12 protein-coding genes are annotated in these 15,472 nt (G+C 69.2%); 4 read left to right on the top strand and 8 right to left on the bottom strand.

The window, feature by feature from the left end; translation table 11 throughout:
- Positions 1-108: 108 nt before the first annotated feature.
- From A6A06_RS30140 to A6A06_RS30130, 3 genes are all read left to right on the top strand, one after another.
- Entirely contained in the window at positions 109-1,185 is a 1,077-nt protein-coding gene (locus A6A06_RS30140) for an AAA family ATPase (RefSeq protein WP_073765370.1), read from the top strand.
- Entirely contained in the window at positions 1,182-2,282 is a 1,101-nt protein-coding gene (locus A6A06_RS30135; protein ID WP_073765368.1) for a ParB/RepB/Spo0J family partition protein, read from the top strand. Before A6A06_RS30140 ends, A6A06_RS30135 begins: the two co-directional genes overlap by 4 nt.
- A 308-nt stretch (positions 2,283-2,590) precedes the next feature.
- Positions 2,591-3,208 carry a GNAT family N-acetyltransferase gene (locus tag A6A06_RS30130; protein WP_073765366.1) on the top strand — a complete coding sequence of 206 codons (618 nt, stop codon included), beginning with the start codon at positions 2,591-2,593 and terminating at the stop codon, positions 3,206-3,208.
- Between the two features lie 74 nt (positions 3,209-3,282).
- On the opposite strand, the gene trxA is transcribed toward A6A06_RS30130, so the two are convergent.
- The 7 genes from trxA to A6A06_RS30095 form a co-directional block, all read right to left on the bottom strand.
- Complete coding sequence (gene trxA, locus A6A06_RS30125) at positions 3,283-3,609, bottom strand: thioredoxin (RefSeq protein ID WP_073765364.1); 327 nt, start codon at positions 3,607-3,609, stop codon at positions 3,283-3,285.
- A 50-nt stretch (positions 3,610-3,659) separates the two neighbouring features.
- Positions 3,660-4,634: a thioredoxin-disulfide reductase gene (gene trxB, locus A6A06_RS30120; RefSeq protein ID WP_073765333.1), complete on the bottom strand. Its 975-nt coding sequence runs from the start codon at positions 4,632-4,634 to the stop codon at positions 3,660-3,662.
- A 117-nt stretch (positions 4,635-4,751) separates the two neighbouring features.
- Positions 4,752-5,687, bottom strand: coding sequence for a hypothetical protein (locus tag A6A06_RS30115; RefSeq protein WP_073765331.1), 936 nt, complete (start codon positions 5,685-5,687; stop codon positions 4,752-4,754).
- On the bottom strand, positions 5,684-6,349 hold the full coding sequence (sigM, locus tag A6A06_RS30110) for an RNA polymerase sigma factor SigM (protein WP_242441017.1): 666 nt from the start codon (positions 6,347-6,349) through the stop codon (positions 5,684-5,686). The genes A6A06_RS30115 and sigM overlap by 4 nt, the downstream gene beginning before the upstream one ends.
- Positions 6,350-6,528: 179 nt before the next feature.
- Entirely contained in the window at positions 6,529-8,253 is a 1,725-nt protein-coding gene (locus A6A06_RS30105; protein WP_073765327.1) for a protein kinase family protein, read from the bottom strand.
- 107 nt (positions 8,254-8,360) lie between these two features.
- Positions 8,361-10,622, bottom strand: a complete 2,262-nt coding sequence (murJ, locus tag A6A06_RS30100) for a murein biosynthesis integral membrane protein MurJ (protein ID WP_073765325.1) — start codon at positions 10,620-10,622, stop codon at positions 8,361-8,363.
- 46 nt (positions 10,623-10,668) lie between these two features.
- Entirely contained in the window at positions 10,669-12,981 is a 2,313-nt protein-coding gene (locus A6A06_RS30095; RefSeq protein ID WP_073765323.1) for a DUF6049 family protein, read from the bottom strand.
- 210 nt (positions 12,982-13,191) lie between these two features.
- Between A6A06_RS30095 and A6A06_RS30090 the strand changes: the two genes are divergently transcribed.
- Complete coding sequence (locus A6A06_RS30090) at positions 13,192-14,667, top strand: CCA tRNA nucleotidyltransferase (RefSeq protein WP_073765321.1); 1,476 nt, start codon at positions 13,192-13,194, stop codon at positions 14,665-14,667.
- A 66-nt stretch (positions 14,668-14,733) separates the two neighbouring features.
- On the opposite strand, the gene A6A06_RS42215 is transcribed toward A6A06_RS30090, so the two are convergent.
- A complete protein-coding gene (locus tag A6A06_RS42215; RefSeq protein ID WP_199931260.1) occupies positions 14,734-15,036 on the bottom strand; it encodes an LppU/SCO3897 family protein in 303 nt (100 codons plus the stop codon).
- Between the last annotated feature and the right edge of the window lie 436 nt (positions 15,037-15,472).

Raw genomic sequence — 15,472 nt, 5'->3', positions numbered from 1 at the left:
GCGGCTGCCGCGCCGCGTGACCGGAAACCCACACGGGTCACGGAAGTATCCACAGAGGTGGGTTCATCCACAGGAGAGCGGACCTCACTGGTTCACGACACCGAAAGCATGGCAGGCTCTGAGCACTGCGAGCCTGATGTCGAGGAGAGTGAATCCTTGCGGTCCGACGCCAACATCGCGGGACCGATGACCGACCCGGTCCCCGGTCCCCGTAGCGAGTCGCTCGGGGAGGACGTTTCACGTGAAACGCCGCCCCCGATGGACGACACCCCGATCGGTCGTGCAGCTCAGCTGGCGGTTCAGACACTAGGCCGCTCCGGAGAAGCACTGCCCCGGCCCGAGGCAACCCGGGTCATGGTGGTCGCCAACCAGAAGGGCGGAGTCGGCAAGACCACCACGACGGTCAACCTTGCCGCTTCCCTGGCCCTGCACGGCGCCCGCGTCCTGGTCATCGACCTCGATCCGCAGGGCAACGCCTCCACCGCCCTGGGCATCGACCATCACGCCGAAGTTCCCTCCATCTATGACGTGCTGGTGGAGAGCAAGCCGCTGTCCGGCGTCGTGGTGCCGGTGCCTGATGTGGAAGGCCTGTTCTGCGCGCCCGCCACGATCGACCTGGCCGGCGCCGAGATCGAACTGGTCTCGCTGGTGGCGCGGGAAAGCCGACTGGACCGGGCCATCAAGGCGTACGAACAGCCGCTGGACTACATCCTCATCGACTGCCCGCCCTCGCTCGGCCTGCTGACCGTCAACGCTCTGGTCGCCGGTGCCGAGGTGCTGATCCCCATCCAGTGCGAGTACTACGCACTGGAAGGACTCGGCCAGCTGCTGCGCAATGTCGACCTGGTGCGCGGGCACCTCAACCCGAAGCTCCATGTGTCGACGATCCTGCTCACCATGTACGACGGCCGGACCCGGCTGGCCTCCCAGGTCGCGGACGAGGTGCGCAACCACTTCGGGAGCGAGGTGCTGCGTACCAGCATCCCCCGCTCGGTACGCATCTCCGAGGCCCCCAGCTATGGGCAGACGGTGCTCACCTACGACCCGGGGTCCAGCGGCTCGCTCTCCTACCTCGAAGCAGCCCGGGAAATCGCCTTGCGTGGAGCCGGCCGGGCCGGGACCGGCACCGAGGGGCTCACCGTGAACTACGAACCACAGCACAGCATGTCGGAGGGGAATCAGTGAGCGAACGACGTAGAGGACTGGGCCGTGGGCTCGGTGCGCTGATCCCCGCGGCACCGCAGGCAGCGGACAGCGCCCGCCCTGCGGTGAGCCGGGGAGCGACATCGCCGTCCGCGGTGCCGACCCTGCCACCGGACCGCGGAGTGGCGGCAGCGAAGGTCACCTCGATCGCGGCCAAAACCGTTTCACGTGAAACGGAAGAGCCGCCGGAGAACGTAGCGGTGGCGGACACGGCGGAGGAGGTCCCCGGGGCGCACTTCGCCGAACTGCCGCTTGACGCGATCACACCCAACCCGCGGCAGCCGCGCGAGGTCTTCGACGAGGAGGCCCTCGCCGAACTGGTCACCTCCATCCAGGAGGTCGGCCTCCTCCAGCCGGTGGTCGTCCGGCAGACAGGGCCCCAGCGGTACGAGCTCATCATGGGCGAGCGCCGCTGGCGGGCCTGCCGTGAGGCGGGCCTGGAGAAGATCCCGGCGATCGTCCGCGCGACCGACGACGAGAAGCTGCTGCTGGACGCACTGCTGGAGAACCTCCACCGGGCCCAGCTGAACCCGCTGGAAGAGGCCGCGGCGTACGACCAGTTGCTGCGGGACTTCAAGTGCACCCACGACGAGCTGGCCGACCGCATCGGCCGGTCGCGCTCGCAGGTCTCCAACACCCTGCGGCTGCTGAAGCTCTCGACGTCCGTGCAGCTCAGGGTCGCCTCGGGAGTGCTCTCCGCCGGACACGCCCGCGCTCTGCTCGCCGTGGACGACGTGGAGGAGCAGGACCGGCTGGCGCGCCGCATCGTCGCCGAGGGACTGTCGGTCCGTTCGGTCGAGGAGATCGTCCGGGTGATGGCATCCGAGCCTGCCCACACTTCCAAGGCGAAGAAGCCGCGGGCCGGTGCCCGGGTGTCCCCTGCCCTGACCGGCCTCGCCTCCCGGCTGTCCGACCGCTTCGAGACCCGGGTGAAGGTCGACCTCGGACAGAAGAAGGGCAAGATCGTCGTCGAGTTCGCCTCGATAGACGACCTGGAGCGCATCCTCGGCACTCTGGCGCCCGGCGAGGGCCGGGTGCTCGACAAGAGCCTCGCCGAAGAGAAGGACGAAGAGGACTGATCCGAGTCTCCCCTGCCCGGAGGGCGGGCCGTGTTCCCGGCGAATTGCGGAACACGGCCCGCCCTTTGCTGTGTGGCGGTACCCGCGTACGCGGACCGTGGATACGATGCGATCGGGTATGGCGCACATCCACGTGGAAACCCCCACAACAAGGAGTAAGCCATGCGAACGGTGAGCCGCACCGGACTGGTGGCAGCGGGCTTCGGCCTCGGAGCAGTCGGTGGTTTCGTCGGTGGCCTGCTCAGAGAGCGGGACGTGCGGACGGTATCGCGCGGTGCGGCTGGCGAGGGAAGTGAGGACCTGTCTTCATGGGCCGTCGGCTCGTACCGCTCACGCTGGACAACCTTCCGGACCTCCCCAAGCGCTGCCGCTCCTGCGTCTTCTGGGAGCTCGATCCCGTCAGCGGAGAAGCCGCGGTAAAAGCGGGCCGGCCCGAGCTGGAGAAGGAGGCCTGGATCTCGGCCGTCCTTCTGGAATGGGGCTCCTGCGGCCGCGTGGTCTATGTCGACGACGTCCCGGTCGGTTTCGTGCTGTACGCCCCACCCGCATATGTGCCGCGCTCCACGGCTTTTCCCACGAGCCCGGTCTCCCCTGATGCCGTACAGCTCCTCACGGCCTGGCTGACGCCCGGGTTCCAAGGGCAGGGGCTGGGCCGTGTCATGGTGCAGACGGTGGCCAAGGACCTCATCCGACGCGGCTTCAAGGCGGTCGAGGCATTCGGCGATGCCCGCTGGGAGGAGCCCGCGTGTGTGCTCCCCGCCGACCACCTCCTGGCCGTCGGCTTCAAGACGGTCCGCCCGCATCCCCGCTTCCCCCGCCTGAGGCTGGAGCTACGCACCACGATCTCGTGGAAAGAAGACGTGGAGCTGGCGCTCGACCGCCTCCTGGGAGCAGTCCAGAAGGAACCTGCCCTGCGGCCGCTCTAGAAACGGGTCCGCGCAACGCGAAAGGGCCCGGCCCCCGAGGGGCGGGCCCTTTCGCGTCACGACGCGGTGTGCGATCAGGCGAGGAAGTCGCCCAGCTCGCGCTCCAGCATCGCCTTCGGCTTGGCGCCGACGATGGTCTTCACGACCTCGCCGCCCTGGTAGACGTTCATCGTCGGGATCGACATGACGCCGTACTTGGCGGTGATGGTCGGGTTCTCGTCGGTGTTCAGCTTGGCAATGACGATCTCGTCGTGCTCGGCGGCGATGGCCTCCAGCGACGGGGCGATCTGGCGGCACGGGCCGCACCAGGTGGCCCAGAAGTCCACGAGTACGGGCTTGTCGCTCTTGAGGACGACCTCTTCGAAGTTGGCGTCCGTCACGGTCACTGTGGCACTGGCCATGGCAGTCTCCTTACTGGGTGGGGTGGGGCGTAGGGGCGTCAGGGGCAAGGTCAGGCGGAGGCGGTCTTCTCCGGCTCAGGGACGTCCTCGCTGTCCGACAGCGCGGCGAGGTGCCGCTCGGCGTCCAGGGCCGCGGAGCAACCGGTGCCGGCCGCCGTGATCGCCTGGCGGTAGGTGTGGTCCACGACGTCGCCGGCGGCGAAGACGCCCGTGACGTTCGTACGGGTGCTGGGGGCCTCCACCTGGAGGTAACCCTCGTCGTCCAGCTCCAGCTGGCCCTTGAACAGCTCGGTCCGCGGGTCGTGACCGATCGCGATGAACAGGCCGGTCACCGGGGACTCCGAGGTCTCGCCGGTCTTCAGGTTGCGCAGCGTCAGGCCGGAGAGCTTGTTCTCACCGTGGACCTCGGCGACCTCACTGTCCCAGACGAAGTTGATCTTCGGGTCGGCGAAGGCGCGTTCCTGCATCGCCTTGCTCGCGCGCAGCGTGTCCCGGCGGTGGATGATCGTGACCGACTTGGCGAAGCGGGAGAGGAAGGTGGCCTCCTCCATCGCGGTGTCGCCGCCGCCGACCACGGCGATGTCCTGGTCCTTGAAGAAGAACCCGTCGCAGGTGGCGCACCACGAGACACCGCGGCCGGAGAGCTCGTCCTCGCGGGGCAGGCCCAGCTTGCGGTGCTGAGAGCCGGTGGTGACGATCACGGCCTTGGCGCGGTGGACGGTGCCGGCGGTGTCGGTGACGGTCTTGATCTCCCCGGTCAGGTCGACCGAGACGATGTCGTCCGGAACCAGCTCGGCGCCGAAGCGCTCCGCCTGGGCCCGCATGTTGTCCATCAGGTCGGGTCCCATGATGCCCTCGCGGAACCCGGGGAAGTTCTCCACCTCGGTGGTGTTCATCAGCGCGCCACCGGCGGTGACGGCGCCCTCGAAAACCAGCGGCTTCAGGGAGGCACGGGCGGTGTAGAGCGCGGCGGTGTAGCCCGCGGGCCCGGAGCCGATGATGATCACGTTACGGACGTCGCTCACGGGTGTCTTCCTTGTCTCTGCCGACTGCTTGCTGGGGCTCTCGGTGAACTCTCACCCCACCCAACGGATCCTAAGGGGCAAGCATTCCCGTGGTGCCCCGGCGCCCGTACCGCCGGTTCAGTCTCGCCGGTACGAGTGCGTCAGCAGCACCTTTCCCGGAGCCGGCGGAGACGCCGAGACGCAGGAGGCCGAGATGACATAGGCCGAGACGCGGTCGGCGTCGGTCGGGTGCGGCAGCACCACGAGGTACGCGTCCTGGCCTTCGTAGGTGCTGTGCGTGGACGCCAAGGGCGTTTCGACCCGTCCGGTGCCACGCTGCACGCAGGACGGGACGGTGTCCGTGGCGCCGCGCAGCGGGGTGTCGGGAGAACTCTGCGTGCCGACATCCGGAGTCTTCTTGCCGCCCGACGAGGTGAGCAGATCGTGCACCCGTGACTCCAGCGTGGCCGACGTCAGCGCGGAGGCGGTACCCGAGCTCTTCTCGGACGCTTCGGTGTGGTGTCGCTGCGCGCCCTTCTGGCCGGTGCTGGTGGCCGCGTTCTGAAGGACGACTCCGCCCACACCGATGACCGCCGCGGCGGCCGCGGCACCGAGCAGCGCCCTCGGCCAGCGTCGGTTTCGGGTCCGGGCGCCCACTGCCCGGCGCCCCGGGCCGGAAGCCGCCCGGGGGTGGCCCGCGGGCCGGGTGACGGGCGCGGGGGTGGTGCTGGAAGGCGTCGCGTCGGTTTCACGTGAAACAGCGGTGACCGCGGCTGCCGGGGTTTCACGTGAAACAGCAGTGCCCTGGTCCGGTGCGGTGGAGTCGAGCAGTGCCTCAGCTGCCAGCGCGGCGTCGATACGACCCGCCACATCGGCCGGCATGCGGGTGGGCCCCGGAAGCGTGCCCAGCAAGCCTCGGATTTCCTCCAGGGAGGTATGGACGTCCTCACACAGCTCACAGCACGCCAGGTGATCGCGTAGATCAGCGGTGCGGGACGGCGAGAGCAGACCGTCCGTGAGCGCGGAGATCTCGGAAACCTCCGGGTGCTCGTCCGTGTCGGTCGTCGAAGTCACGAGCGCCCACCTCCGCCCTTCACGGCATCTGTGTCCTTCGGCCCTGCCGCCTCTGGGACGGATGTCCCCTGCGCCCGGTTCCTTCCCCCGCTGACGGGTCTGTTATCCCCTTCACCCGGGCGCAGATGGGTGAGCATCGGCAGAAGCCGAGCGCGACCCCGCGCGCACCGGCTCTTCACCGTCCCCGTGGGGACATCGAGGATCGCGGCGGCCTCGGCCACCGGGTATCCCTGCATGTCAACGAGGACCAGAGCCGCACGTTGTTCTTCGGGCAGTGTGCGCAGCGCACTGAGCAGTTCACGATGCAGATCCTGCCGCTCGGCCGGCACGGCAGCGGACTCGTGCGGCTCCAGCAACTGTTCCAGCCGCTCGGTCTCGGCAACCGGAGACGTACGGCGGGAGGCCGCCTTGCGGGCCCGGTCCAGACAGGCGTTGACCGTGATGCGGTGCAACCAGGTTGTGACGGCCGACTGGCCGCGAAAGGTATGGGCGGCCCGGTAGGCCGATACGAGGGCGTCCTGCACGGCGTCCGCCGCTTCTTCCCGGTCGCCGAGGGTTCGGAGCGCCACCGCCCAGAGCCGGTCACGGTGGCGCCGGACTATCTCGCCGAAGGCGTCGGGGTCACCTTTGACGTGGCGAGCGAGAAGGTCGCTGTCACTCACGTCGTGAGGCCCGTTGGTCCCCGCCTCCACGTGCCCCCCTGTGCGGGTAGCGGATATCTGGGCCCCATTGAAGCCGGTCACCCGCAGGAAGTAAACAAGCCTTGTGAGTCGACCGGATCTCGCGGGAGCAGGGGATGGATCAAGCCCTTCGAGCGCTCCGTGAAGAGCGCTCGAAGGGGTCAGTTGCCGTTGACCTTGATCTCCGAGATGCCGCCCCGATACCCGTCTTCCTCGGTGTCGCTGGGCAGCTCCGTGATGTGGATCAGGACGTAACGCGTCTTGATGGGCTTGTCCAGCTTCACGGACAGGGAGGAACCGGCCTTCTCCAGCTTCGAGAGACGCTGCGGGAACGCGCTGAGCGTCGTCGGGTTCGACGCGGCGGGATCGGCGGCGAGCACCTCGGCCGTCTGCCCGGCCCGGTACATGCTGGTCTGGACTTCGGTGACGTCCTTGACGCTGCCGAGGTCGACGACGAGACCGCTGCCGTCCGCACGGGGCGGAAGATTGCCGAAGTTCGCCCAGCCCTTGAACAGCCCGGTCACCCAGGCGGTGCCCGGGTCCCCGTCCACGGCGTTCGACGCCGGGCTCTGGCGCCCGCCGACGGGCGAACTGGACCGCGGAGAGAACTCCGTGACGTCGTCGATCTTGATCGGCTTCGGCGCCGGCTTCTTCTGCTGGCCTTCCTCGGGCTGCGCGCTCTCCTGGTTGTCCTGGCCCTCCCCCTGCAAGAGGGTGTCCGCCAGCTGCCAGCTCCCGAGCCCCAGCGCCGCGATGAGCAGCCCGGACACGCACCACTTCAGGGCCCGGCCGGTGCGGCTCTGCAGCGGCGGTGGCGGAGCGGGCACCGCGGCGGTCCGTGCCGTCGCACCGCCGTTGCGGGAGGGGGGCTGCCCGTACGAACCCTGCTGGAAGGCAGTGCGCTGATAGGGCGGCGGGGAGGTGAAGGACGTCTCCGGCGGGCGGATGCGCGGTATGGCCGTGACGGCCTTCGCCAGCTCCTCCGGAGTGGTGCAGGCCGGCTCCTGGCGGGAGGCGGTGGCGCCGTCGTTGACCAGCGCGCGCATGGCGAGCTCGGACAGGCCGCGGTGCACTCCGGCCCGTACCTGGTCCGGCGGGATCATGCCGACGTCCTTGGGCAGCCCCGACAGCCCGTACGCGTCGCTCTCGTACGGCCAGCGCTGCGTCAGGGCGGCGTACAGGAGCGCGCCGATCGCCTCGGTGTCCGTGCGCTGGGGGTGCTCGCTGACGATGCCGCGCAGTGCGGCCATCACGGCCAGGCCGCGGATGCGGTACTGCCCGGACTCGGTCCGCAGCACCGAGCTGGGATTGAGCCTGAGATGGGACAGGCCTTCCCGGTGGGCGGCGGTCATGGCCTGGGAGACCTGGCTGACGAGCTGGTAGGCGTCGTGCGGTTCCAGCGGGCCGTTCGCGAGCACCGCGGTCAGTTCCGTGGCGTCCGGAAGCCACTCGTGCACGACGTAGACGAGGTCGTTCTCCTCGACGGCGTCGAGGACCTGCACGAAGCGGGGGTCGCCGAGCAGCGCGGCGGAGCGCGCGGCGGACAGCACGGGGCGGGCACGCGGGTGGTCCGCGGGCAGGATGTGTACGCCGACAGCACGGCGCAGTTTCTCGTCGACCGCACGCCAGCTGCTGAATCCGTCCAGACGGGTGACGCACTCCTCCAGGCGGTAGCGTCTGGCGAGCTTGTGGCCGCTGTGCAGTTCGGGCGGCTTGGTGTCGGCCACCGCGGCAGGCTGATCGCCGGTGCGTGCGGTGTCCTTGTCCGTGCCGGTTACGCTCTCGGCCTCCGCACCGTCGTTCGTGGCCTCTCCCGCCTGGGCGGTCAGCGGTTCCTCACCGCTCGTGTCGGCCACGTCGACGGCAGCCGTGCTCCGTTCCGCCACCGTCGTTCCTGCCTCCCCATCCGTTGCAGGCTCTACGAGCCAAGACAATTGTGCCCACAGACCGCCACTATGCACGACACACGGTTGCGGCCGAAGGTTGTGCCCGATCAGCGCCCCAGCTTGGCGCGCACCATGCCGACCATGGCGTTCATCTCCTCGACCCGCATCCGCTTCGCGGCGAGGAAGAAGACGGCGATCAGTGTGACACCGCCACCGACCAAGGCGGCCAGTGAACCGGTGACGCCGCTGCCGAGCGCCAGGGTGATTCCGTATGTGGCCGCGCCGCCGACCAGGGCGGCGGGAACGCAGGCACCGGCCAGGCGGGCGTACGTACGGATGACGTGCGGCCCGTCCAGGTCACCGCCCAGCCGCGTGCGCAGCCGCCGCCAGGCCACGCCGACGCCGACGGCGTAGGCCAGACCATAGGCGGCGGCGAGGCCGACCACGACCCAGCGGGCCGGCAGGAGGAGGAAGCACAGACCGGAGACCGCCGCGTTGACGGCGGCGACGATCACCGTGTTGAAGAACGGCGTGCGGGTGTCCTCGTAGGCGTAGAAGCCACGCAGGATGACGTACTGCGCGGAGTACGGAATCAGGCCCAGACCGAATGCCATGATCACGTAGCCGATGTTGGTGGCACCGGCGCCTGCGCTGGAGAACATCAGTGTCGCCATGGGGACACCGAGCGCCACGAACGCGAAGGCACACGGGACGATGGCCACCGCCGAGGTCCGCAGGCCGTAGGAGATGTCGTCGCGTACCGCGGTGACGTCTCCGTCGTGTGCGGCGCGGGAGATGCGCGGCAACACGGCGGTCATGACCGAGACGGTGATGATGGCCTGCGGCATCTGCCAGAGCTGCAGCGCGTAGTTGTAGGCGGTGATACCGGTACCGGAGTGGCCTTCGCCCTCGGCGACCGAGCCCGCCCAGGTGGCGATCTGGGTCACCACGACCAGGCCGAGCTGGTTGGCCAGTACGAAGAAGAAGGTCCACTTGGCGAGCCGTGCGGCCTTGCCGAGCCCGTGGCCGCGCCAGTCGAAGCGGGGGCGGAGCCGGAAACCGGCGTCACGGAGGTAGGGGAACATGGCGAGCGCCTGCACGGTCAGCCCGAGCAGCGTGCCGATGCCCAGCAGCCGGATCGCGTCGGCGGAGACGTTGCCCGCGCCCACGCCGCTCTGCGAGAAGCGGCCGAAGACCCAGATGAACGCGCCGAAGGTGGCGATCACGATGACGTTGTTGAGGACCGGGGTCCACATCATCGCGCCGAACCGGCCACGGGCGTTGAGGATCTGCCCCAGCACGACGTGCACACCCATGAAGAACATGGTCGGCAGGCAGTAGCGGGCGAAGGCGACCGCTACCTCCATCTGCTCGGGATCGGAGGCGATCTTCGGCGACATCATGCTGATGAAGATCGGAGCCGCCAGCACACAGACCGTGGTGATACCCGCCATCAGCACGGTGACCAGGGTCAGGAGGCGGTTGGCGTACGCCTCGCCGCCGTCCTCGTCGTCCTTCATGGCCCGCACCAGCTGCGGGATGAACACGGCGTTCAGGGCGCCGCCACCGACGAGGATGTAGATCATCGTCGGCAGGGTGTTGGCGACCTGGTACGAGTCGTTGAGGGTGCCGACGCCGATCGCCGCGGCGATGACGAGGTTGCGGACGAAGCCCAGGATCCGGGAGACCAACGTGCCGGCGGCCATGACCGCGCTGGACTTCAGCAGTCCCGAGGCACGCCCGCCGGAGCGCTTGGCGGGCTCCGGGGCGGGTGCCGGCGGCTGCTCCGGCACGGCGGCAACCTGCGGAACGGGCTCCTGCTGCGGCGCCATGGGCTGCTGCGGTGCCATCGGCTGTTGCGGTTCGTACGGCCGCTGGGGCTCGTACGACTGCTGCGGTGCATAGGACCGCTGGGGCTCGTACGGCTGCTGCTGGTCCCGGTACAGGTGCGCGAAGGCGTCCGGCTCCGGGCGCTCGTCGGAGGCCTGCGTGATGAGGTCGTCCACCCCCACGAACTGCGTCTTGGCGGCGTCGTCACCGTACGGCAGGTGCCGGGTCGGTCCCTGGGGCTCGGGAGGCGGCGGCGGGGCCCACACCTGGGGGTCGGGCGTGTGCTGCGGCGCGGGCGGCTGCTGGTAGAGCGGGTTCGGGGCCTGGCCGGGAGGGGGCGGGGGGTGGGCAGACCGGTCGTAGAAGACATCGTTGACCGGGTCCTGGGTCGTGGGGTCCTGGGACCGGTACGGGTCGTTGGCGTACGCGTCCTGCATGTACGGGTCCTGGGGCGGTTGCCCCTGGGGCGTCGGCGGTCCCTGACCCGCGGGGGTGCCGCGCGCACCCCTGCCGCGGTCACCGTCGTACGGCGCATTCATCGCTGCCCCACCTCATCCGTCGCCGGCCATCCGGCCCCGCCATCTATCAACGGTCCACTTTCTCACCTGAGCCGGACGCGTCCGTGCTTTCCGAACCGGTGTCCGGCCCGGGGTCACCCGGCTGCACCGGCTCGTCACCGTCCGTACCGCCGCCGTCCCCGCTGCCGCCGCCGGGCCCTTCGGCCCCTTCGCCACCGTCGGTCCCCTCCCCGTCGTGCCGGGATCCGGCACGCTTGCGCTGGAGGTAGATGCGCACACCGGCGAGGACGAGCAGCAGCACACCGCCCGCGATGACGAGCATGATCGTCGAGGTGATCTCGGTGACATTGACCTGGAAGGTCATCGGCCGACCGTACGGCTTGCCCTCGGCGGTGTAGAGCTGTGCCGTCACCTGCACCGGACCGTTGGCGTTCGCCGTCGTGTCGAACTTGAACGACTGGCTGTGCCCGCCGTCGACCGTGATCTCCTGCGGCTCGCCCGCGTCGAGGCGGTTGGGCTGCGAGGACGTGAGTTCCAGCGTCAGATTCCGCACGCCCTGGACCAGGTTGTTCTGCACCGTCACCGGAATGGTCGCGCTGCGCCCGGAGAGCGTCGCGTCCGACTTCTGGATCAGCTGCACGTTTCTCGTCAGACCCTCGAGATAGGTGCGCACGGAGCCGCGGAACGCCTCGGCGCCCGCCTCGTCGCCGCGCCACTCGGTCGACATCTCCCGCATGATGGCGTTGCCGAACGGCGTCACCACGCGCGGGGGCTGGGCCAGGACGACCTTGAAGTCGTCCAGCGAGCTCTGGGTGCCCTGGATGTCCTCGAAGGCTTCGGTCGGCAGTTCCTGCCGGCGCAGCGAGGCCGGGTATTCGGAGCTCCCGGGTACCTCGCGGTTGGCGGCGGGGTCGGGAGTGGCCTTGGCGGCGCCCGCCAGGTTCAGCGGCTCGGCCCAGCGGCCCGGTGTCAGGCTCTTCACGCCGGCGGCCATCGCCTGGGCCTGGCTGACCGAGGGCGTGCGCTGCGGGGCGACGACGATGTTGCGCTGCCGCTCGGGCTCCTGGGCGTTGACCATCAGGCTCTGGGCGAGGAACTGCTGGATGGAGAGAGTGGAGTTCTCGGCCTTGGACAGGTCGCCCTGGAAGGCGGTGGACAGCCGTGCGTCCGCGACGACGGCGGTGTTCCCGCCGCCGATGGGACGGGCCGCCGTCGGACTGTAGGAGAGCCCGTTCTCCTGGAGGCTGTCGCTGCGGGCGATGATGTTGTGGGCGCCGCCGGAAGTGGCCACATCGACGATCGAGGAGTCGACGGCGCCCTCGGCGGGCCAGGCGAAGTCGGTACGGGGCTTGACGCCCAGGATCGTCTCCACGGTCTTGGCCGCCAGCGTGGTGGCGGGGCCGAGGTGACCGAGGGCGCTGGGCACCTCTTTGCCACGGTGGGCGAGGGAGGCCAGGTCGGGGTCGCCGAAGGGGAGAGCGACGACCTCGTGGGTCTTCACGGCCTCCTCCACCTGGCTCAGCCACTGCTTGGCGACCGCCTGGTTCTTGCCGGCCGTGGGACCGTTCGGCCCTTCGACCTTGTAGGTCTTGGTCATCGCGTCGACCGAGGCGAGTACGTCGGGGTCGATGACGAAGGTGACGGGGAGGTCCTTGCCGAGTGCCACGAGCTGCTGGAGCCGCCCGCCCGGGGCGATCTCCGCGGCCAGGTTGTCGTTGCGGAATACGGGGGTCTGCTCCGCGTCCGCATCGGTCTCCGCGGTGAGGTGCGTCGAGGAGATCAGCGGCCACAGGTACGTGAGCTGGGTCTTCTTCGCCACGTCGGAGGACTGCCAGGGCAGGAATGTCCGTTTGACGCCGAGCACCTGCTCGTACGGGGCGCTCCCGGACCGGCCGGACAGGGAGACTCCGAGCTGGTAGACGCCGTCGTCCCCCAGGTCGAGGTCCTTGACCGGCACGTGGAGGGTGAAGGTGCGGCTGACGCCCGGTTCCAGCTTGTCGATCTTCTGGGTGCGGTTCTCGATCTCCTGACCGTCCGCGCCGGGCGAGAAGCCGGTGCGCTTGGCGACCGTGTCGATGGCGCTGCGGCTGCTGAGGGCAGGCCCTCGTCGCAGGCCCACATGCGCGTCGGTGACCGCGGAGTCACCCCGGTTGGTGAGCGTGCCGGAGACGGTGAGGGTGTCGTCCTTCTTCGGCGTGGTGGGCGTGAGCGCGTCGATGGAGACATCGACGGTGCGGGGGCCTGCGGCACGGGCTTCGGGGGCGGCCGGGAACTGCAGCATCGCCACCAGCAACGGCACTCCGGTGATCAGCGCCGTGGCCCGGCGCAACCACCGACCGCGCGGCCGTTCACTCCCCTGGAACCCTGCCGCCTCGGCCACGCGTTCGCCCGTCCCTCGTCGTCGTCAGTGGTCGTCGGAATGTGCGTCCACGCATGGTAACGAGACCTGCTGTGGTGAAGTGCTGGGGACTGCTCCACAAGATCGCCTGTAGACCGGCCGTACGAGGGCCTTGTCCCCTTTCCGTGGGGATGCCCGTTGAGGCGGGCGACGGGGCGCTTCGCCGGACGCGGCCACGTACCCTGTTCTGTTGTGCCGAACGCCAACAATGACTTCCTCGCCCCGCAGTCCGAGCGGACCCCGCAGTCGACGAACGCGCTGAGCCAGGTGCAGCGCCGTGCCGTCGGCGAACTGTTGCGGGTGTCCCCCGTCGCGGACGACCTGGCTCGCCGCTTCCAGGAGGCCGGGTTCACGCTTGCCCTGGTCGGCGGCTCGGTGCGGGATGCCCTGCTCGGCCGGCTCGGCAACGACCTGGACTTCACCACCGATGCCCGCCCCGAGGACGTACTGCGGATCGTCCGGCCGTGGGCGGATGCGGTGTGGGAGGTCGGGATCGCCTTCGGCACGGTCGGCTGCAAGAAGGACTCGTTCGACATCGAGGTCACCACGTACCGCTCCGAGGCGTACGACCGGACCTCGCGCAAGCCCGAGGTGTCCTACGGCGACTCCATCGAGCAGGATCTGGTGCGCCGGGACTTCACGGTGAACGCCATGGCGGTGGCGCTGCCGCAGAAGGAGTTCATCGACCCGCACAACGGGCTTGAGGACCTGGCGGCGCGTGTCCTGCGGACGCCGGGGACGCCGGAGGAGTCGTTCTCCGACGACCCGCTGCGGATGATGCGGGCTGCCCGGTTCGCGGCCCAGCTGGATTTCGAGGTGGCCGAGGACGTCGTCTCCGCCATGAAGGCCATGGCAGAGCGCATCGACATCGTCTCCGCCGAGCGGGTGCGGGACGAGCTGAACAAGCTGCTGCTGGGGGCCCACCCGCGGGAAGGCCTCAAGCTGCTGGTCGACACGGAGATCGCCGACCGGGTGCTGCCGGAGCTGCCCGCCCTGCGGCTGGAACGTGACGAACATCACCGCCACAAGGACGTCTATGAGCACTCGCTGACGGTGCTGGAGCAGGCCATCGACCTCGAAGAGGACGGCCCGGACCTGGTGCTGCGGCTGGCGGCGCTGCTGCACGACATCGGCAAGCCGAAGACACGGCGTTTCGAGAACGACGGCAGGGTCTCCTTCCACCACCACGAGGTGGTGGGCGCGAAGATGACCAAGAAGCGGATGACCGCGCTGAAGTACTCCAACGACATGATCAAAGATGTCTCGCTTCTGGTGGAGCTGCACCTGCGCTTCCACGGCTACGGGACGGGCGAGTGGACCGACTCCGCGGTCCGTCGGTACGTGCGGGACGCGGGCCCGCAGCTGAAGCGACTGCACAAGCTGACGCGTTCGGACTGCACGACTCGCAACAAGCGCAAGGCCAACGCGCTCTCCCGTGCCTATGACGGGCTGGAGGAGCGGATCGCGCGGCTGCAGGAGCAGGAGGAGCTGGACTCGATCCGGCCGGACCTGGACGGCAACGACATCATGCAGATCCTCGGCGTCGCGCCCGGCCCGGCGGTCGGCAAGGCGTACAAGCACCTGCTCGAACTGCGCCTGGAACATGGCCCGATGGAGCGGGACGTAGCTGTCGCGGCCTTGCAGGAGTGGTGGGCCGCGCAGAGCTGAGCCCGTTGTTTCACGTGAAACACGACGGCGGAGGTGCCGACGTGTTTCACGTGAAACCAGCCGTTGCTACTTCTTGATGTCCTCAAGGCAGAGCAAAACCTTGCTGCGGTGCCTGCGCCCGGTCGCCTCCGAATAGGCGTTGTACTTCGTCAGGTCGCAGAGCTTCTCGTCGGTGGTGTTGTCGTGCACCTCGGCGACCTTGAAGGCGGCGTCGGAGGCGGTGCAGTCCACGGTCTCCAGGTCCGGCCGGATCGTTGTGCCGTTGTTCTTCATGCAGTCACCGACGGCGGCCTTCTTGGCGTCGGAACCGAAGAAGGAACTGAAGGCCGCGAGTCCCCCGAGAACCAGGCCCAGCACGACGAGAGTCATGACGACACGGGTGACCTTCCGGCCCGCGGTGTCCGGTCGCTGCGGCCTCGGCGGCGGACCCTGGGGCGGCGCGCCGTAAGGCTGCTGCGGGGGAGCCGTCTGCGGCCAGGGGGCGCCTTGCTGCTGCGGCGCCTGCGGCGGATGCGCGTAACCGCCCTGAGGCTGGCCGTATGGCGCCTGGGGGGCCTGCGGGGGCTGCCCGTACGGATTCTGTCCTTGCGGCGGCTGCCCGTACGGGTTCGGTCCCTGCGGCGGCTGCCCGTAAGGCGCGTTCGGAGCCTGCGGGTACGGGTTCTGGCCGTATGGGTTCTGGCCGTATGGGTTCTGGCCCGGCGGCGGCATGGTCATGAAGGTCCCCCTGAAGTTCATGCGTCACGGTGTGTGGTGGAAGCACGTAACGTATCGGGTCGTGCGGTGGCCCTGTTGCTGTCGGGGT

The sequence above is a fragment of the Streptomyces sp. CB02923 genome (assembly GCF_001905005.1).
GTDB lineage: Bacteria > Actinomycetota > Actinomycetes > Streptomycetales > Streptomycetaceae > Streptomyces.
Note: the sequence above shows the minus strand (reverse complement) of the source record. Positions and strands in the feature narration are given on the sequence as shown.